The sequence below is a fragment of the Govania unica genome, assembly GCF_027920805.1.
In the GTDB taxonomy this organism is placed as follows: Bacteria; Pseudomonadota; Alphaproteobacteria; order Sphingomonadales; family Govanellaceae; genus Govanella; species Govanella unica.
The window spans coordinates 352,925-372,034 of the sequence record NZ_JANWOI010000002.1 but is presented as its reverse complement, the minus strand read 5'-3'; the positions used below and the strand labels follow the sequence as shown (position 1 = coordinate 372,034).

The 19,110-nt window shown below is 57.9% G+C and carries 16 protein-coding genes; 3 read left to right on the top strand and 13 right to left on the bottom strand.

The features are described from left to right. From phoU to NYP16_RS06500, 3 genes are all read left to right on the top strand, one after another. Positions 1 to 720: a phosphate signaling complex protein PhoU gene (gene phoU / locus NYP16_RS06510; protein WP_274943312.1), complete on the top strand. Its 720-nt coding sequence runs from the start codon at positions 1 to 3 to the stop codon at positions 718 to 720. A gap of 32 nt (positions 721 to 752) precedes the next feature. Continuing rightward, positions 753 to 1,445 carry a phosphate regulon transcriptional regulator PhoB gene (phoB, locus tag NYP16_RS06505; protein WP_274943311.1) on the top strand — a complete coding sequence of 231 codons (693 nt, stop codon included), beginning with the start codon at positions 753 to 755 and terminating at the stop codon, positions 1,443 to 1,445. 351 nt (positions 1,446 to 1,796) lie between these two features. Next, positions 1,797 to 2,078 (top strand): hypothetical protein, encoded by a 282-nt coding sequence (locus NYP16_RS06500; protein ID WP_274943310.1) that lies wholly within the window; start codon positions 1,797 to 1,799, stop codon positions 2,076 to 2,078. 45 nt (positions 2,079 to 2,123) lie between these two features. Here NYP16_RS06500 and NYP16_RS06495 read toward each other — a convergent pair whose 3' ends face one another. The 13 genes from NYP16_RS06495 to NYP16_RS06435 all read right to left on the bottom strand — a co-directional run bounded on the left by NYP16_RS06495 (position 2,124) and on the right by NYP16_RS06435 (position 19,078). After that, positions 2,124 to 2,918 (bottom strand): S1 family peptidase, encoded by a 795-nt coding sequence (locus tag NYP16_RS06495; RefSeq protein WP_274943309.1) that lies wholly within the window; start codon positions 2,916 to 2,918, stop codon positions 2,124 to 2,126. Positions 2,919 to 2,941: 23 nt separating this feature from the next. Then, positions 2,942 to 4,843 carry an XrtA/PEP-CTERM system amidotransferase gene (locus tag NYP16_RS06490; RefSeq protein WP_274943308.1) on the bottom strand — a complete coding sequence of 634 codons (1,902 nt, stop codon included), beginning with the start codon at positions 4,841 to 4,843 and terminating at the stop codon, positions 2,942 to 2,944. A gap of 24 nt (positions 4,844 to 4,867) precedes the next feature. Further along, complete coding sequence (gene xrtA / locus NYP16_RS06485) at positions 4,868 to 6,394, bottom strand: exosortase A (RefSeq protein ID WP_274943307.1); 1,527 nt, start codon at positions 6,392 to 6,394, stop codon at positions 4,868 to 4,870. A gap of 27 nt (positions 6,395 to 6,421) precedes the next feature. Continuing rightward, positions 6,422 to 7,633 carry a TIGR03087 family PEP-CTERM/XrtA system glycosyltransferase gene (locus tag NYP16_RS06480; protein ID WP_274943306.1) on the bottom strand — a complete coding sequence of 404 codons (1,212 nt, stop codon included), beginning with the start codon at positions 7,631 to 7,633 and terminating at the stop codon, positions 6,422 to 6,424. Positions 7,634 to 7,637: 4 nt separating this feature from the next. Continuing rightward, on the bottom strand, positions 7,638 to 8,699 hold the full coding sequence (locus NYP16_RS06475; RefSeq protein ID WP_429913147.1) for a FemAB family XrtA/PEP-CTERM system-associated protein: 1,062 nt from the start codon (positions 8,697 to 8,699) through the stop codon (positions 7,638 to 7,640). After that, on the bottom strand, positions 8,683 to 9,555 hold the full coding sequence (locus NYP16_RS06470; RefSeq protein WP_274943304.1) for an XrtA system polysaccharide deacetylase: 873 nt from the start codon (positions 9,553 to 9,555) through the stop codon (positions 8,683 to 8,685). Before NYP16_RS06470 ends, NYP16_RS06475 begins: the two co-directional genes overlap by 17 nt. 1 nt (position 9,556) lies before the next feature. After that, positions 9,557 to 10,630, bottom strand: a complete 1,074-nt coding sequence (locus NYP16_RS06465; RefSeq protein WP_274943303.1) for an XrtA/PEP-CTERM system-associated ATPase — start codon at positions 10,628 to 10,630, stop codon at positions 9,557 to 9,559. Between the two features lie 40 nt (positions 10,631 to 10,670). Further along, positions 10,671 to 12,050 (bottom strand): TIGR03016 family PEP-CTERM system-associated outer membrane protein, encoded by a 1,380-nt coding sequence (locus NYP16_RS06460; protein WP_274943302.1) that lies wholly within the window; start codon positions 12,048 to 12,050, stop codon positions 10,671 to 10,673. Between the two features lie 115 nt (positions 12,051 to 12,165). After that, positions 12,166 to 13,110: an XrtA-associated tyrosine autokinase gene (locus tag NYP16_RS06455; RefSeq protein WP_274943301.1), complete on the bottom strand. Its 945-nt coding sequence runs from the start codon at positions 13,108 to 13,110 to the stop codon at positions 12,166 to 12,168. A gap of 30 nt (positions 13,111 to 13,140) precedes the next feature. Next, on the bottom strand, positions 13,141 to 14,730 hold the full coding sequence (locus NYP16_RS06450; protein ID WP_274943300.1) for an XrtA system polysaccharide chain length determinant: 1,590 nt from the start codon (positions 14,728 to 14,730) through the stop codon (positions 13,141 to 13,143). Between the two features lie 315 nt (positions 14,731 to 15,045). Beyond that, entirely contained in the window at positions 15,046 to 15,693 is a 648-nt protein-coding gene (locus tag NYP16_RS06445; protein ID WP_274943299.1) for an XrtA/PEP-CTERM system exopolysaccharide export protein, read from the bottom strand. A 264-nt stretch (positions 15,694 to 15,957) separates the two neighbouring features. Beyond that, a complete protein-coding gene (locus NYP16_RS06440; protein WP_274943298.1) occupies positions 15,958 to 17,823 on the bottom strand; it encodes an asparagine synthetase B family protein in 1,866 nt (621 codons plus the stop codon). 1 nt (position 17,824) lies between these two features. Continuing rightward, positions 17,825 to 19,078 (bottom strand): pyridoxal-dependent decarboxylase, exosortase A system-associated, encoded by a 1,254-nt coding sequence (locus tag NYP16_RS06435; RefSeq protein ID WP_274943297.1) that lies wholly within the window; start codon positions 19,076 to 19,078, stop codon positions 17,825 to 17,827. Positions 19,079 to 19,110 lie beyond the last annotated feature (32 nt).

The window sequence follows — 19,110 nt, the reverse complement described above, 5'->3', positions numbered from 1 at the left end:
ATGGCTCAGGAACATACTGTTAAATCCTATGACGAAGAGTTGAACCAGCTCCGCAGCATGATCTCGCGCATGGGCGGCCTGGCCGAAGCGCAGCTCACCGGTGCGATCGAGGCTCTGACGGAACGCAATGCTGAAAAGGCGCAGCGCATCATCGCGGCCGACCGGTCGCTTGATATTCTTGAACAGGAAATCGAGTCTCAGGCCATCCAGATGATCGCGCTTCGCTCGCCCATGGCTGACGACTTGCGGGAAATCGTCGCCGCGATCAAGATCTCTTCGACGCTGGAACGTATTGCCGATTACGCAAAAAACGTCGCCAAACGCTCCATCGTGCTCAATCAGTCGGAGCATGTGAAACCGGCCGTCCTCATTCCGCAGATGGTCGAGTTGACCAAGGTCATGCTGAAAGATGCCCTTGACGCCTATATCGACCGCGATGCTCAGAAGACGATCATGGTGTGGGAAAGCGACAAGGGTGTCGACGAACTTTACAACAGCCTGTTCCGCGAACTTCTGACCTATATGATGGAAAATCCGCGGCTGATCACCCCCTGCACGCATATCCTGTTTATTGCGAAGAATATCGAGCGCATCGGCGATCACGTGACCAATCTGGCCGAGATTGTCTATTACCAGGTCAAGGGCGAAACCCTCGACATGAACCGCCCGAAAAGTGACGACACCAGCTTTGCCGTGGTGCCGCCACCCGCGAATACCTGAAACCTGTCCCCGAAGCGACGAGAGACACACGCATGAAGCCGCGCATCCTGCTGATTGAAGATGACCTCAGCCTGACGGAACTCATTCGCTACAATCTCGAACATGAAGGGTTCGTCGTCGCCAGTTCCACCGACGGCGAGGAAGGTTTGATGCTGGCCCAGGAAACGCCGCCGGATCTTGTTCTGCTTGACTGGATGCTGCCCAATCTGTCGGGCATCGAAATATGCCGGCGTCTGCGCCGGCATGAAGCGACCGCCAATGTGCCGGTGATCATGGTCACCGCCCGCACGGAAGAGGCCGACCGCATCCGCGGCCTCGACACCGGCGCTGACGACTATATCACCAAGCCGTTCTCGCCACGGGAACTCATTGCCCGCATTCATGCCATCCTGCGCCGCATCCGCCCTGCCCTGACCGGCCAAACCCTGCGCTATAACGACATCATGCTTGACGGCACCTCGCACAAAGTCACCCGTAGCGATCAGCAGATCCATCTTGGCCCCACCGAATTCCGGCTGCTGCGCCATTTCATGGAAAATCCGAGCCGGGTATTCTCCCGCGAACAATTGCTCGATTCTGTCTGGGGTCATGATGTCTATGTGGAACTCAGAACGGTGGATGTGCATATCCGCCGCCTGCGGAAAGCCCTCAATATCGAAGGCTGCCAGGACGTCATCCGCACTGTGCGCGCCGCAGGTTACGCCCTCGACAGCGATGCGGCCTGACTCCAAATAACGTCTTAAACTGTCGCGTTTTTTTACAAAGTCATAAGTCCGTATCTTTATGCACGGCAGCCGAACGCGCGACTTTCCGGCACTTTAACCACAAAAATCAAACTGGCGCAGAAATTGCTTTGCTATCTATGAGATTAGCTCCGTCTAGGACGGAAGCGATCTGGAAAGAGTAATGTATGGTGTAACGTTGCCCGGCATATCTGGTGGATATCTGGTTTCCTGACGCAGAATATAGTATCATCGCTTGGGTTGGGGGGACTTCAGCGGTGATCTTGAGTGTCATCCGAATTTCATTATTCGGGGAAATCTTTATACAACCGACTGTCGGATTGAGAGGGGCGAATGGAAGCAATGGGAAATTTGTCTCAGGACGACAACAGCAATCGCATGTCGATGAGAAACTCGCTTCTGGTATGGGTTTTTGGCGCTGTTCTCGGCTGGGCTGTGGCCGTGGTGGCCGTCTATTCCATCATCAGAGATGAGGGCGACCGTGCGGTGGCCACGAATACCAGCGAACCACATACCAACCAGAAAAAAACAATCGCTCAGCCAAAAGAAGCCGACGAGTTGAATGCTATCGAACCCGCGGCTGGCCCTTCGAAACCGGCTGTGCACAAACACTGACCAGCGCGGCTTGAATTTCAAGTGCGTTTTGACTTGAAAACAGCCTCACAGCCCCTGTTTTTTCATCAACTGGTGAGCATAAACAATTGGAATTGCAAAGGATATTCCAGTAGGCTCCGACAGGGCGCGTTCCTTCGTTTCCTTAACAAATGTACTGTTCAAAATCGCCTCCACCCGGCCTGTGCGCGCGTCATACAAAGGACTGCCGCTGTTACCCGGGAAAGCCGTCAAATCCAGCTGATAAACATCGAACGGCTGACGCATGATCATCCGTGAATCAAGCAGCTGCGAATTGACCTGCGGCACGCGGATTGGTGTGATCGCCGCCACCACCCCCACATGGGTAACCGGATAAACGCCAAGAACCGAACCGATCGGGAAGCCGGTGATGGCAATCGATGTGCCTTCGGGCAACAGAGCCCCGCTGCCGAGAAGTGCTGGCGGTAAAGGCTCCCCTTCCATCCGCAACAATGCTAGGTCATGATCTGGATCGATCTGCACGATCTCCGCCTCGCGATCACGGTATTGACGCCCCGTACCGACGATCACCACCAGCTTTTCCTTGGCCGATTTATCGACCTGCCGGGCAATCACATGATAGTTGGTGATGACATAGCGCCCGTCACCAACCACAAAACCCGTCCCCTTGAGTTCGAGGGCCGGCGTACGCATGACCGCAAAACTACCAATTCCAACAAGGCTTTGCTTGATGTTACGCACCAGTGCGGGCAGATCCGCCGAAGCCGGGGTATCATGAGCCGAGGCTCCCGTCACCCCGAGCGCCCCCCCAAACAAAACCGCGCAAAAAAATGCCGCCACTCCGCACTGCCTGAACCGCATGATCATCTCCCCGTCCGTGATCGTTAGCCGACACGCAAGTGCTTCAAACTCGACTGAAACATCAGAATAGCCCAAAGTGACGCGCTATGGTTGGAGCGTCCGGATTGATGCTCATCCACAAGCCGCGTCAGATAGCGCTGATCGAAAAACCCGCTGTCGGCCAGCACCGGACTTTGCACCGCCTGCCGGATCTTGTCCTTGAGCGGCCCCCGGAACCAGCTTTCAAGCGGCACAGCAAATCCCATCTTGTCCCGATAAAGCGTCTCATGGGACAAATAGGGTTCCAGAGACTTTTTAAACGCCATCTTGCCCTGCCGACCATCAAGCAGAAGCTCGGGCGGGATGGTCGCTGTGAATTCCACGAACTTATGATCAAGCAGCGGCACCCGCGCCTCAAGACCGTGCGCCATGGAGGCACGATCCACCTTGGTCAGGATGTCGCCCGGCAGATAGGTCTTGAGATCGGCATATTGAACCCGTGACAGCTCATGCTCCACCGGCGCATTGTCCATCACCCCCCGCAACACGCTGAGCGCGTTATAGCCCTGAAGCGAGCTGCGGAAGGCGGACGAAAACAGTTTTGGGCGCGTGCGGTTCGGCAGTACCGAGACGCTGTTGAAATAGGCTTCCGCCGCCGTATAGGAAATCGATTCAAAGGTGGTTTTGGCACGCAGGACTTTGGGCGCCCAATCGAGCTTGGGATACAATTTACCAAGCGTCCCGAACACCGGCCGCCGCAGCCAGAGCGGCAGGCGGTCGCGCACTCCCTGTTCGTAGGAATGCCAGCGATGCCGACGATAGCCCGCGAACAATTCATCGCCGCCATCCCCCGACAGCGCCACCGTCACATGCTCTCGTGCGAGCCCGCAGACGCGATAGGTCGGCATGGCCGAACTGTCGGCGAACGGCTCGTCATAAAGCGCCGCGAGATGATCCACCAGATCGAAATCATCGGGATTGACGACCCGCGTTGTATGACGGGTGTGATAGCGGTCGGCTACTTCCTGCGCATAGCGGCGCTCGTCATAATCGCGATGCTCGAACCCGATGGCATAGGTGTTGACCGGGTCGGACATCATGCCCGCCATCATGGCCACCACCGCGCCTGAATCGACACCACCGGATAAAAAGGCCCCAAGCGGCACGTCTGACACGAGACGCAGTCTGATCGCGTCCTGCAACAGCGGAATAAGCGCTTCCTTGACCGCCTCATGGGAATTGAGACGCGGATCGGCCTTGTAGGTCACATCCCAATAGGGCCGCGACGTCGCATGGGAGGCCCCCCGGCGCTGCAGCATAAGATGCCCCGGCGCAAGCTTGCGTACAGATTTCAAGATCGACTTCGGATCCGGGATATAGCCATAGGCGAAGTAATCCTCGACCGCCATGGGATCAAGATCGCGCGGCAGGTCGGGAATTTCCAAAAGCGACTTCAGTTCCGAGGCAAAGGCAATGCGGCCGTCTGCCATCTGCGCGTAATAAAGCGGCTTGATGCCAAGCCGGTCGCGGGCGAGAAACAGGACTTCCTGTTTGCGGTCCCACAGCACAATCGCGAACATGCCGCGAAAGCGATCGAGACATTTTTCGCCCCATTCCGTCCAGCCGTGCAAGATCACTTCGGTATCGCTATGGGTGCGGAAGCGATGGCCCAACGCTTCGAGTTCGGCCCGCACCTCCATGAAATTGAAAATCTCGCCATTGAACACAATGACCAGATCCCCGGCATCATTCTCCATCGGCTGATGTCCGGCGGGCGACAGATCAATGATGGCAAGACGCCGGTGACCAAGCGCCAGCCCCGGCTCAAGATGCGTGCCGAAATCGTCAGGACCGCGATGGGCAATCCGGTCGTTCATCCGCAAAATCTGCCCACGGTCGAAAGACCGTGTGCCGCGCGTATCGAATATGCCCACTAGGCCGCACATGGTGCCGTCACTCCGTTGGAACGTTTATTTTACCGGAAAGCCCGGAAGCGAGCTTGTCGCATGGGCCAGAAAATCATCGAGTGTTGCCGGCGCATCCTCGGTCCGGTGGCCGACGTCGGTGGCAAAAGCCGCAACGGCCCCCGCATCTTGTCCGCCCGAAAGCCGCGCCCAGAGATGATACAGCTTGGTCTGGATACGATCCGCGCTCTGCTGGCCGTCGACCCAATACCAGCTCCACACCAACCGGTTTCTGCCGCGATTTGCGATTTGGCTTTCCATGACCGGCAGCCCTTTGCGCGCAATCTTGCGGGTGCCGTTCCAGTCCCAGCCTTCGGGTGTCAGGGTATTGCTGAATTGAATAAGCTCCGCCCCGTCCCGTTGATAGGGATAATAGGCGTAATAAAGGATCACCCCGGCCCCATCCGTCTCGCGCACATAGCGCGCGCTCAGATGGCCAGCCGCTCCGTTAAAGACCGGCTGCCAGTCATCAATTTCGGCCGTCCCGGCATAGCGCCAAGCCCCTGACACTGCGGGCGGCGTCATCTGGGGCATGACCACGGACGCAGGCATTGCATCAAACCGCATGGCGCCGAACGCCGCAAACGCCATCACCATGGCCGAGATCGCCGCAATCCCTGTCCCGCGTGCCACCAATGGCTGACGGACCGGAGCGCGAACCCAACTGTAATCTGCCGCTGGAGCATCCAGCGGCTTGTCGGAAAACATCATGCCGATGCCGATCAGCAGCAAGGTCACGAAAGCAAAAAAGATCCAGCCATAGATCAGATGGTCGACGCCCAGCGCATATTCATTGTCGGACAGATAGGCGATATAGATGATGCCGAAAGCGCGGATCCCGTTCGCAATGATCGGCACAATCAGCGCGAGAGCCACAACCGCCCCCCGCCGCCAAATGCTCGTAAACGACATATTGGCGAACAACAGACCAAGCGGCAGCATCGCCACAAGATAGCGCACGCCCGAACAGGCCTCGGCCACATGGAAATTGCCCGATGGTGTCGAAATGAACACGCCCTCGCGGAAGGTCGGCACATTCAGGATCTGCAGCAACCAGACCGACATATCAGCGGTGATATTCTGCAGGGGCTGCACCAGCACATCTCCGACGGGCACCAGAAACAGCATGAAGAACAACGGGAAAATCAGCGCCCGCACCACGGTCCAGCCAAAGAGCGCCAGAACCAGCGCCTGTAAGCTGAACACAAGGGCGAATTCCTGCACCACAAGCGCGCCCACAAGCCGCCCGAGCAACCACAGGCAGGCGGCCCCGGCCAAGGCCGCGACACCCCAATAAGATGGCTCCGGCACCGTTAACTTGAACAACCCTCGGCGTTCCCACACCAGGAAGGCGACGATCAGGGGGATCAGCAGGCAATGCTGATAGGACACCGAAACCCACCAGGTTTCGAACATGGCCAACGTCGTCTGGCTATAGAACCCGAGCAGGGCCACAGACAGAGCCAGCCACAAAAGTCCGCCGCGTAGCCATATCCGGCTGCGGATGTCTCCCATCACTGCCTGTTCTACCATGGCGCGTCCCTATCCCTATTAACGGATTCAATCATTGTCCTGAATATCCAGCAGGATATCCAGGACCTTCAGATTCTGGTCCCAGCTATAGTTCGTCATCACACAGTTCCGCGCCCGTGCGCCAAGTTCCGGATCGACCCGGCCGCTCAACACATCAAGCACCGTCGCCGCAAAGTCATCCACCCCGTCCGCCACCAGAAGATGCTCCCCGGGTGTGGCCTCGATCCCTTCGAACGCCTGAGGGGTGGCGACCACCGGCTGCGCCATGGCCATGCCTTCAAGCACCTTGTTCTGAATGCCGCGCGCAATCCGCAACGGGCAAACTGCAAGCGCCGCATGGGCCACATAGGGCCGCACATCCTCAACCCGGCCGGTCACCACCACACCGGGAAGGCTGCGCAACGCCTGAACCGCCGCCATGGGCTTGCCGCCCACGATGTAAAACACCGTGTCGGGTGCTGCGGCCCGGATCTGCGGGAAAATCGCGCGGGCGAACCAGTCGACCGCATCCACATTGGCCCAGTAATCCATGGCGCCGGTGAACACCAGCGCCCGCTCCCCCATTTTATAGGGCGACGGGAAGACATGATCGGGTGAGAAATAATTGAAATCGACGCCATTGTTGAGATGCCCGACCCGCGCTGCAACCTCGGGTGCGAGTTTCTGGAACAGCTCGGCTTCCTTCGGTGACACGAACAGGCTGCTTTGCACCGTGGCAGCCATCTTGCGTTCGAAGGCCAGAAGCTTGCGCTGTTCCCGCTGATAGATCCAGGACATGGGCCATGGCTTGTTTTCGGCATATTGGCGCCATTTGTCGCTGTCGATATCGACAAAATCCATCACCGTCCGCCCGCAAACGCGGCCCCGGCCCAGAATGAACTGACCGACCGGCGACGAAAACAACACGGTCGCCGCCATGGGCCCCTGCCCCAGAACCCGATCGACCCAGGCGGTCATGCGGGCATCCCGATAAAAGGCAACGCTCAGCGCCTCGTCCCGCAGCAGCCCCTGAAGGCTGCGGATCTTGTTATGCAAAGGGTTGATCGGCAAAGCGCAGACATCAGCGCAGATCGTGCGCAGGAACGCCACATGGGCCATGTCTTCGGGATCATCGACAAAACAGCCGAGATAGACCGAATGACGCTTGGCCAGATGCAACAGCATATGCCAGGAGCGGATCTTATCGCCCTTGTTCGGCGGATAGGGAATGCGATGGGCGAGGAATAAAATATCCGCCATGGGCCTATCCAAGATCCCGCGAAATGAACGGCCCGATGCTGTTGGCGAGCCACAGCGGCAAGCGTTTCCATGTCTCCACCATCAAGCGGTATTTGGGATTGAGCGGATTGATATCCGGCACCTCGGCCCCGGGTGCCAGACGATATTCATAGACCAGCGGTTCGGGCTCGAAGCCCCAGTTCTTCTTGAACGAAAAAGCCCCGGTGCCAATCTTGCTGCGGCCGAAATCAAACAGGTTGCAGCCACGATATTCGGTCGACCGCCGCATCACTTCCCAATACATGAAATCATTGGCCGCAAGCCCACGCGCCGCCGCCGTGCCGCCGCCGTAATAAGGCAGAACCTCATCGCGGAAATAGAAATTGAGCACGCTTGAGACCGCTTGTCCGTCATGCTCGATGGTGACGACGTCACAATCCTCGCTGCCGAATTCCTGCATCAACCGTTCGAAATAACGGCGACTGAACACCGGCGTGCCAAGATTGCGGACACTTGCCGAATACATGGCGAAGAACCGATCGGGGGTCGGATCGACCACGCCGATAAGGCCGCGATCAATGGCCTTCCGCACCATGGCCCGCTGTTTGCGCGGGATGGCTTTCAGATTGTCGTCATGGCTCCCGCTCAGCTCTTTGCGGAAGGTCACATAAAGATTGTCCTTGGCTGGCCAATCGAGCCGCGTGCGTCGGCGACTCCGGTATTCAAGCACGGGTATGCCACTTTCTTCGGCGATCTTCCAGGCGGCGGCGTCGAGGGCGGCGTCCGCCTCCTCATCCAGGCTCAAGGGCCCGCCGTAAACACAGAAAGCGTTCGAGATCAGCGAGCGACCGAACAAACGGCTGCGAATTTCCGTCAGTGGCAGGATGCCACGGATCTCACCGCCGGACATGGCCATCAGATAATGGGTACGATGCCCAAAACTTTCGCTGATCACATCGGACCAGCCCGCGCGATGAAAAAACGTGCCGTCAGGATGGGCCAGCACGAAAGCGTCCCACGCCGACTTCTGATTCAAAGAAAGCCGTTTGATATCCAAGTCAGATGCCCTCTCAGAACGCTGCGGCAGGCAGGAAAATCTCGTCCGCCCGGCCCCAGGAAAAATCCCCAAGTGCCTGACGCAACTTGGCCGCCATCACATCCAGATTGGTATAATGGCGAAAGCGCGATTTGGCGCTCGCCTCGCTCTGGCGCGGCTGGTCGGGGTCGATTTCCCATGGATGAAAATAGAAAATGCAGGACTGCCCCTCGGCATTCACGCGGCGCATGGCCCAGCGCGACAAACCATAAGGCAACAGCCGAAAATAACCACCACCACCGCAGGGAAAGCGCCGTCCGAGCAATTCAAACGTGGTGACCGGAATCTCCACAAGCTTTTCCCCGTCAAGCGGATGAAAGGCAAATCGCGGCGCATCCGGCATGCCGTAATGATCGTGATAAATCGGATAGATGCTGGAGCTGTACTCATAGCCCGCTTCGGCCAGCACATCGAGCGCCCAGAGATTGCGTTCGCCAATGGAAAAACTGGCGGCACGATAGCCGCGCACCGGCACCCCGCCCATGTCTTCCAGAAACTTTTTCGACCGCGACACGTCTTCCTTGAAGGTCGGACGATCCTGATCGCTGGCCCGCACATGGCTCATGCCATGGCTCGCCAGTTCATGACCTTCGGCCACGATGCGGCTGATCAAGGACGGATTGCGTTCTGCCACCCAGGCCAGCGTAAAAAACGTCGCCTTGACGCCCGTCTCAGCAAACAGATCGAGCACCAGGTTGGTATTCCGGTCGACCCGCGACGGCATGCTGTCCCAACGGCTGCGATCGATCACCCCTTCAAAGGCCTGAACCTGAAAGTAATCCTCGATATCCACGGTCATTGCGTTACGGACTGGGGCCTTACCAACCGGACGTGTGGCGGTTGTCATATTATTCGGCTGGCTTGTCATGCTGCTCCCCGCTGTCCTCTAACCATTTGGCGGCGAGGTCAAGGGCCTGTTTGATGGTCTGATCATGCATGCGCACATATTGCTCAAGCACATCGAGACGACGGCTGATTTCATCCAGCGATGCGCCATAATCGCCGCCAGTGCCATTGCTGCGGAACCCGGCCGTAGCCGCCACATCATCAAGCTTATGTTTAAGCTGGCTGAGTTGGGACGCATCCTGAAGCTTGGCCGAAGCCGCGCGGTTGTCGCGCTCAAGATCGGCGATCACATCCTCGACCACCTCAGCGGACATGGTGCGCAATTCCTCGATGGCACCATAGAGCATGATACGCGCGCACAGACTGTTCAAACGGCGCGGCACCCCGTTCGTATATTTATAGATAGCCGAAAAAGCTTCCTCGGAGAAATGCGGGTCGTTGTTCCAGCCCACAAGTTCCAGCCGATGCAGGATATATCCGCGCGTTTCCTCGGCCGTCATGGGCTCCAGATGATGAGTGGCGATCACACGTTGACGCAACTGCTCAAGCTCGGGATCAAGCGCCCATTTCTCGCGAAATTCCGGCTGGCCTAGCAAAAAGCTTTGCAACAGCGCGTGCTCGCCTTCCTGAAAATTCGACAGCATGCGCAGCTCTTCAAGCGCCCGCGTCGGCAGATTCTGCGCTTCGTCGATGACCAGAAGCGCACGCTTTCCGGCGCGATACTGAGCCCGAAGATACTGTTCGATACGCAGCAGAAGCGTGGCCTTGTCAGCCCCTTCGGTTGGCAGGCCGAACCCGGCCGCCACCATGCGCAAGGTGTCATCCGCCCCGATCTGAGTGGTGACGACCTTACAGGCCACAAAGCGATCGCGATCCAGCTCATCAAACAAATGACCCACCAGCGTGGTTTTGCCCGCGCCGATATCACCTGTGATAATGATGAACCCTTCCCCCTGGTTCAACCCATAGGTCAGGTAAGCCATCGCCTTCTTATGCGTGCTGCTGTTGTAGTAAAACCGCGGATCAGGTGTTAGCTGAAACGGCTTACTCGAAAGATTGTAAAACTCAGCATACATCCCAATTCTCTGGCCAGGTCTCGGAAAGAAGATTTGTAGTCTAGAAGGTGGCCTTCACGCTAAGTTTAACTGCATTTTCTTCAAGCTTCCGCAGAATCTGGTTCGAATCGCGGTTGGTGTAATAATAAGTCACGCCACCCGACAGATATTCGGACAGTTTATAATTGACGCCAGCCTGCGCCGAATAGAAATCATCCTGTCGGTGCTCGGCCTGATCATATGTGGAATGACGATAAGTGCCCGAAACGAAGGCCGATGCCGCCCGCGACAAACTGCGCGTGAAATTGGCATCCACCCCATAACTGGTTTCCTGATTGAAGGCCGTATCCGAAGTCCGCTTTTCGTGGAACAGGTTGGCCCCGAACACATTGCGTTTGCGCGATCCGGTAAATCCGACTTGCGCGCGCTTGCGCAGGAAGGCCCCTTCGGTCAGCGAGAACCCGCCCGGATCAATCGCCGCAATGTTGCGATCAATGGCCAGCTGCTGCTGGAGCACCCGGCTTGAGGTCGTCACTTCCTCGGAATAGCTGAAATTGAAGGCGGTGCGTTCAGACAGCCGGTAAACACCCTGCATATTCCAGTTGGTGTCGTTATAACGCCGACCGCCACGAAGGCTGACCTCGGTGCGCGGCCCCGGCGTCAGCCGAACCCCGACATCCCAGACAAAGCCATCCCGATTCTGCGTCAGCGTGCGGTCCTTGATATCCTCGTACCCGGCGCTGCCGAGCAGGGTCAGCCAGCGATTGACGGAATATTCACCATAAAAGCGGTAATAAAGATCCTCGCTTGACGGGAAGCCTTTGGCCCGTTGCTCATGACGGTAGTCAATGCTCGTGCCCCAACGGATGCGGGCGAAGCGCTTGCCGCTGTCGAGCCCCCAATTGACACTGTGGGACACCGTGTCCTGCAACAGATCAACCGGCAAAAACACCGGATTTTCCGGTTTACCAGCCTTCACATAGCCGAAATAATAGCCAAGCCGCATATCGGCAAAACTACCAAGCCGCCGCCGGATGGTCGGCGAGATGGTATAGGTCTGCACCGTCTGGCGGTTGTCGGTCACGTTGGCGTCGCTGGCTGAAATCGAGCCGCCGCGATCCAGAAACTGCTGGTTGATGGAAGCCCGGCCGTCAAGGAACAGCCAATCCTTCACCAGTTCCGTCGTAAGGCCCGCGTTCAGGTTGTGCCGCAGGTCTGTGTTCTCATTATCGCGGGCAAAAATCAGGAAGTTCGCCACATAATTCACGTTGAGATTAAGCCGCGCCCCTTTGGCCGTCACATTGATGCCGGGGCTGATGCGGGTGATGAAATCCGACTTCTGGTTCACCGGTGAGAGTTCAACGTTATCGGTATAGGTCTCCGCAACCTCAAGGCTTGGAATGACGCGCCATTGACCAGCCTGCGCCGAGATGGCACCCACGCAAAACGCCGGAGCAACCGAGCATAAAAGCGCATATCCGGACAAACGGCTTAAAACGCGACCCGGTCCGAACATGGTACGAAGTTGTGACTGTTCCCCCCTGAAGACCATGTCTTCAGGCACCGTAACCGTAATACGAGCCAAATTTCTTGTCCCCGGCTGAATAACGCGACTTGTTAAGCAAAAGATTTATATGCTGACAGGAACTTACCAGAGACAACGCTTCTTTCAACTGGGGTTCTCGTGTCCGCTCCGCCTCGACCACAAATAGAATTTGCCCCACATGCAAGGCAAGCACGGAGGAAATGCTGCTGGCGAGCGCCGGCGGTGAATCAAAAATGACAATACGGTCAGGATAACGCTTGGCAATTTCCTCGACGATGTCGCCCATACGCTCGCTGGCCAGGAGTTCCGTGGTCGAATTATGCTGACGACCGGCCGGCAACAGCACCAGGTTTTCTACATTGGTCCGCATCAGACAGTCACTCAGATCGAGATTATTGTCCGAGATCACGTCCACCAAGCCCTTGCCGCCTTCAACCCCAAGGGTGCGCAGGACTTCGGGTTTATGGGTGTCAGCATCCACAAGCAGAACCGTGGTGTCGCGTTCAGACGCAATGCTCATGGCCAGATTGACGGAACAAAAGGTCTTGCCCTCGCCCGGCTGGGTGCTGGTGACGAGAATAAGATTGCCGTTGCGGATCGCTCCGTCCCCCTTGGCAAAGGCGTTCAGCAACAGACTCCGTTTCACGATCCGGAACTCTTCAGCCATGGTCGTGGTTTCGGAATCCGGCGTGATGAAGTTGCGCGCTTTCAGACTTGCGATGTCGATATTGACCCGTTTGCCCGGGCGCCGCTCCGGCTCACTGCCGGTCAGCGGCGCGGACATGGGGGCTTCGACTGCCGCCACCGCTTCAGCCGCCACAGGAGACGGATGAATGACCGGCGACCCAACGGTTGACTTCTTTTCCGTCGATTGGGCCATCTTCTCGGCAGCCCGTTCGACCAAAGAGCCGCCCGCTTTCTTCATCTTTTCCGCCGCACGTTCGATCAGATCCATGGTTCGATCCTTGTCAGGCCGCAGCCGTTCTTACCCTACCAGCAAATTGCCGCGCAACATTTCGATCAGGATGACACCCCCAAAGGAGCCGAACAACCCGACCAGCCCGATCACGAAGGCAACAAGATTGCGATGGCGCAACCGTTCCTCCTGCGCGGTAATGATGGCGGAGATACTACCCAGCACGGGGAAGGCAAAGGTATCCCGCAACCGTTGCACGGAGGTATATGTGGTGTGAAGCTGGCTCATCAGGAAGGCAACCGCAACCCCCGCGCCGAGACCCGCCACCAGAACACCGGTCACCAACAGCAGCCGGTTCGGGCTCGACGGCAGACGCGGCACCTGCGGCGGATCGATCACACGGATCTGCACGCCATCGGTCTTGGTTTCAAGATCCTGCGCGAGACGCGCCGATTCCCGACGTTCCAGCAGCTTTTCGTAATTCGCCTTGATCACCCCGTAATCGCGATTGAGACGGGCCAGCTCGGCTTCAACCTCAGGCACCTGATGGGCCACGGATTCAAGCTTTGCCATGTCCTGGCGTTTCTGTTCCACCCGCCCCTGAAGGCTCGCAACCTGGGTTTCCATCTCGATGATGCGGATTTTGAGCTGTTCATAAAGCGGGTTCGGCACCAGATTGCCAGCACCCGTTCCCGGCAGCGGATCCATATTGCCGCTTTTCATTTGTTCGGCGATGACGGCCCGCTCTTTGGTCAGGTCTTTCTCAAGCTGCGCGATGCTTTCTTTCATGATCACGACATCAGGATGCCGGTCCGTAAAGCCATGCTCCCGGAGCTCGTCAAGACGACGTTGCTTGCCGGCAATGCGCTGAGCCAGATCGTTCGAGTTGCCGCCGACCGGTGGTCCGCCGTTAGACCCCGTCGCTGTGACATAGGGCGGGATATTGCTCAGGTGGCGCTGCATTTCATCGCGGCGCACGCGGGCATCGCTCAGGTCGGAATTGGCGACCACGATCTCCCCGCGCAGTTGCTGAAGACGCGTGAAATAGGAGGCGTCGCCCGGCAACATGCCCAAGTTCTTTTGCTGGAATTCGGCTTTGCGGCGTTCCGCAGACGCCAGTTCCTGCTCATGCTTGCGCAGCTGATCATCAAGGAAGCGTCGGGTTCCGGCAAGATCCTTGCGGCTCGCGCCCATGTTCGCCTCGACAAACAGGGTCAACAGCGACTGCACGACCTTGCGCGCCATCACCGGATCCTTGTCCTCGAACGACAGCCGGAACAGATTGGCGCCAGACGATGCCAGATTGATCCGCTTCTGCAAATTGACGACGATCGCTTCAAGGTCCTGATCGTTCTTCGCATTGAGGTCAAGGTCCGTCATGCGGACGACCTTTTCCATGTTCGGACGGCTGATCAGGGTCTGGCGCACCATGTTGAGCTGCTGCAGAATGTCGGTATTCACCGCCATGCCGCGCATAAGGTTGCCAAGCATGGATTCGGTGTCGACATAAATGCGCGACGCCGCTTCATACTGGTTCGGAATCTGAGCCACAAGAAACCAGCCGAAAGCGGATACCACCCAGGCGGTGATCAGCGCATAGGTCCGACGCTGCCAAATGGCATAAAGTATGGAGACGAGTTGCTGATATATTTCATTCATCTGATGGTTTCCCAGAGAGATACTGGCAGATTATCTGTCCACCAGCGCCCCCAGCCCGAGCTTTCATGCATCGCATCGCGCGTCGCCATCTTTCCTGACCAAAATCCGGCCACGCTTAAAATCTGTTCCGACAGTACTGCTGCTCTGTTAACAGCCGCTTAAAAGACACATCCACTTTCCCAAGAAAACACAACGACTTGGAAACAGACCGGCCCCAACATTCGGCACCTTGCCAAAGCCCGCCCTCTACTCAGGGCCTGGGGCTTTACGGGCGACGCCCCTCAGAGAGGGGCGTCGCACATCAGATCGTGTGGATCAGAAGAAGCTTTCTGGAATGATGATGACATCGCCCGGCATGATATTGACGTTTGCCCTGGCGTTCCCATCCTTCAGCAGATCCGAGATCTTGATCGAATATTCAGATTGCTTGCCGGACTCGGTGCGTACAAGCGTTGCACCGTTTCCAGACGCGAATTCGGTCAGACCGCCAACCGCGATCATCACATCAAGCAGCGTCATATTGGCACGGTAAGGAATGGCTTGCGGCTGAGCCGCTTCGCCGACCACGCGCACCTGCTGCGAGAAGGGCCCGACAAAGCCGCTGACGATGACCGTCACGATCGGGCTCTGGATATATTGGGCCAGACGTTCTTCAATATTGCGCGCGAGTTCGGTCGGAGTCTTGCCGGTTGCCACCATGTCGTCAATCAGCGGCACCGAGAAACGGCCATCCGGACGCACAGTCACTGCGGTCGAAAGCTCGGGATTGCGCCAGACGAAGATGCTCAGGCTGTCAAGCGGGCCGACGATGTAATTCGGTCCCGGACCTTCTTTTTCCGGAACGAAATTCGCCGAGGGAAGATTCTCATGCGACCCGCTGCACCCGCCAAGCAGGAGCGCAACAGCCGTCAGCCCAGCGGCCAGTGTCGGAACCGAATTGAATTTGTGGAACGTTTTAACCACGACCGCATCCCCTGTTTCTACTAACCTTGCCAACAGTCTGAATCGCTTCAGTTCATCCGGCGTTTGTCCTACACCAAATTTCACCGCGAAACGATACCACCTTCAAGCCCTTAGCTATAAAGGTCTAGTATTTAACAATCCCTGAAGATACAACAAAAATCACTCTAATCCATGACATCCGTACTTGTCAGACAGACTAAAGCGGGCGGTATTGTCGTCCTTCAGAGCTTATAAGCCAATATCGAGCCAACGCCAGACTTACCGTTAACCATTTTTTTCGTCAGTTTTCCGGTCAGCGTGGCGCTGAAGCCACAATTCCAATACGGCGATATCCCAGGCGAAGCCATCGAGATCGCTGAACACCGAATCGCTGGCCGCCGCCTGCACCCGCGCCAGGAACGCAGGCTCAAAATATCCGCGTTTTCCGGCATCCGAGAGATAACTCCGCACCAGTTCCTGCAGGCCGCGATGGCCCTTGATCCATTGCGCGAACGGCAGGCCGAAGCCATGCTTGGTCTTGGTCAGGATGGCGTCAGGCAGGAAGCCGCGCATGGCGTCCTTATAGAATTTCCGCAAGTTGGACCCAGGCAGCAGCACGCTCGACGGAACTGAGGCGGCGAACGCCATGACTTTGTCATCCAGGAACGGATAGCGCACCTCCACCCCGGCCAGGGCACACATACGATTGACCTTCCTGAGATCATTGTCGGCCAAGGCCGATTTCAGGTCCATATGCATCATGCGCTGCAAGATATCGGCATGCTGCGGCCGATTGTAGACTTCACGCAGGATTTCAAGGGGTTCACCGGCATTAACGCCGCCTGCGATATGGTCGGTCAGCACCTCATGCAGCGGCGCGTCGGCCAGAAAGCCATAGGAAAAGATGCGGTCCGGCATGGGAATGGCATAGCGCCGGGCGAGGCTCTGCGCCTTGGCCACCAGCGGCAAGCTTGCCATCCCCGGTAAATTGAGCAACGGCTCCAGCAGCCCCGCGCGCAGAAACGCCGGAATAGCACCATATTGCTCGATAGTCTGCATATGGGCATAGCGCTCGTTACCGCCGAAAATCTCATCCCCGCCGTCGCCCGCGAACATCACGGACACGCCCTGTTCTCGCGCCATGCGAGCGCAGCAATAGGCCGGAACCGCCGAGGTGTTGCCGTAAGGCTCGTCATAGATCTCGGCAATCTGCGGCACCAGCGCGAGCACGTCATCCGGCGTCGGGATATAGACATGCTGACGGGTGTTGAAATGCGTGGCGGCCATTTGCGCATAGCCGCTTTCATCAAAATCGGGCTCATTGAAGCCGATGGTGAAGGTGCGGGCGTCGCCATAATGCCGCGCCATCAGCCCGGCCACAGTGCTTGAATCAAGCCCACCCGACAGAAAGGCCCCGGCCTCGTCCGCATCCACCCCGGCCGCCGAGCGTCGGAATCCGTCCCCCAATTGCTCAAGCAGAGCCGGGATCAGCTGACGCGCATTGCCCGAGCGCGCCTCGGTATAAGGCATGGTCCAATAGAATTCCGGCCGCATGCCGTCCTTGGACCAGAGAATAACCTGCCCCGGCAGCACTTTCCGCTGTTCGTCATAGATCGTTGTCGGCGACGGCACGGTATAGGTAAAAAGGAAATTGAACACCGCCTGCCCCGACACCGTGGCGGGCATGGCCGGATAACTGCGCACGGCATCGGTGGTCGACCCAAAGACAAAACCCCCGTCCCGCGCCCGCCCGTATGCAAGCGTGGCAATCCCGGCGCGGTCGATGGCCACAAGCCCCTGACCACTGTCACCGTCATAAACAGCCACCGCGAACCAGCCGCCAAGTTTGGTGAGAAAATCCGGACCATGAGCCTCGTAAGCCGCAATCAGGCTCGCTGCCCAACCGTCACGTTCGGCCAGAACTTCAAACGCCGGATCATCCCAGCGCGGACGGCCATGGATGGCGGCAATCCGTGCCCCGCGACGGGCCACATCAGCCAGAGCATGACCGCTGACGGCGGCAACACCGCCCGTGGTCAGATGCTCGCTTTGTGCCCCGCCTGCCCCTTCGCCGCGCCACAGTTCCGCCGCCATGCGGCCGAGCACATTGGATTCAGCCGCCGCCCCAAACCAGCCCGTCAAGCCCGCCATATCAGACCAACACCTCCATGGGCGCCGGATGACCAAGGAACGCGGTCGGGCTCGAACTCCGGCCATAAGCGCCCGACTGGAACACCACCACCAGATCACCGATCTCGCCGCGCGGCAAGCCGACCTTGTCGCCAAGCCGGTCAAGCGGCGTGCAGAGGCAGCCGACGATGTTCGATTCCTCGTCCTCCGCCTGATCCATCTTGTTGGCGATGGCCACCGGGTAATTCTTGCGGATCACCTGCCCGAAATTGCCCGAGGCCGACAATTGATGATGCAACCCGCCGTCGGTAATCAGATAAATGGTGCCGCGCGATTCCTTGCGATCCACCACCCGCGACACATAAACCCCGGCCTCGCCAACAAAATAGCGGCCAAGCTCGATAACAATCTCGGCCCCCTGCAATTCATTGCGGGCGCGCGGCATGAGGGCTTCAAGCCCCTCGCCCACTGCTTCCACATCCAGATGACGCTCGCCGGGGAAATAAGGAATCCCGAACCCGCCGCCGATATTCACCAGACGCGGCGCGCGCGGCGCATGTTTCGTAAGCTCGATGGCCAGATTGATGGTCTTTTGTTGAGCATCGAGCAGCGCATCTTCCCGCAGATTCTGCGACCCCGAAAAGATATGGAACCCATAGAAATCAAGCCCGAGATCGCCCAGCCGTTTCAGCATCTGCGGCACAAGTTCGGCATCGACACCGAACTGCTTCGGCCCGCCACCCATTTTCATGCCCGAGGTCTTAAGCTCGAAATCCGGATTGACGCGGATGGCCACCTTCGGATGCACGCCAAGCTCGGCCCCAAGTCTCGCGATGGTCTCCATCTCATTGAAGGATTCCATATTGATGATGATCCCGGCACCCACCGCCTGACTAAGCTCATGCACCGTCTTGCCCGGCCCGGCAAAGCTGATGGTTGCGGGGTCGATGCCGGTATCAAGCGCCACATGCATTTCCCCGGCCGATGCCACATCAAGCCCATCCACAAGCCGCGCCATATGCTGCACCACCGCAGGCATGGGATTGGCCTTCATCGCGTAATGCAGATGCACGTCTTTCGGTAGCGCCTTCCTGAGCCGCTCAACCCGCGCCGTCATCAGCGCCCGGTCATAGGCAAAAAACGGCGTCGAGCCCACCCGCGCCGCCAACCGGCTGACCGGCACGCCGCCCACGGTCAATTCCTGACCCTCGACCGGAAAACCGATGCGGTCCGCGTGCTTCGGGGCTTCTTTCTTGATGCCAGAATCTGCCGACATAACTGTTCTCTCCGTAATCTCTCGACCTGTCA

Coding starts and splice junctions, on each gene's coding strand:
- NYP16_RS06435 (WP_274943297.1), bottom strand. CDS start 19,078: ATGTCGGCAGATTCTGGCATCAAGAAAGAAGCCCCGAAGCACGCGGAC.
- NYP16_RS06440 (WP_274943298.1), bottom strand. CDS start 17,823: ATGGCGGGCTTGACGGGCTGGTTTGGGGCGGCGGCTGAATCCAATGTG.
- NYP16_RS06450 (WP_274943300.1), bottom strand. CDS start 14,730: ATGAATGAAATATATCAGCAACTCGTCTCCATACTTTATGCCATTTGG.
- phoB (WP_274943311.1), top strand. CDS start 753: ATGAAGCCGCGCATCCTGCTGATTGAAGATGACCTCAGCCTGACGGAA.
- NYP16_RS06480 (WP_274943306.1), bottom strand. CDS start 7,633: ATGGCGGATATTTTATTCCTCGCCCATCGCATTCCCTATCCGCCGAAC.
- NYP16_RS06470 (WP_274943304.1), bottom strand. CDS start 9,555: ATGACAACCGCCACACGTCCGGTTGGTAAGGCCCCAGTCCGTAACGCA.
- NYP16_RS06465 (WP_274943303.1), bottom strand. CDS start 10,630: ATGTATGCTGAGTTTTACAATCTTTCGAGTAAGCCGTTTCAGCTAACA.
- NYP16_RS06455 (WP_274943301.1), bottom strand. CDS start 13,110: ATGGATCTGATCGAACGTGCGGCGGAAAAGATGAAGAAAGCGGGCGGC.
- NYP16_RS06500 (WP_274943310.1), top strand. CDS start 1,797: ATGGAAGCAATGGGAAATTTGTCTCAGGACGACAACAGCAATCGCATG.
- phoU (WP_274943312.1), top strand. CDS start 1: ATGGCTCAGGAACATACTGTTAAATCCTATGACGAAGAGTTGAACCAG.
- xrtA (WP_274943307.1), bottom strand. CDS start 6,394: ATGGTAGAACAGGCAGTGATGGGAGACATCCGCAGCCGGATATGGCTA.
- NYP16_RS06490 (WP_274943308.1), bottom strand. CDS start 4,843: ATGTGCGGCCTAGTGGGCATATTCGATACGCGCGGCACACGGTCTTTC.
- NYP16_RS06495 (WP_274943309.1), bottom strand. CDS start 2,918: ATGCGGTTCAGGCAGTGCGGAGTGGCGGCATTTTTTTGCGCGGTTTTG.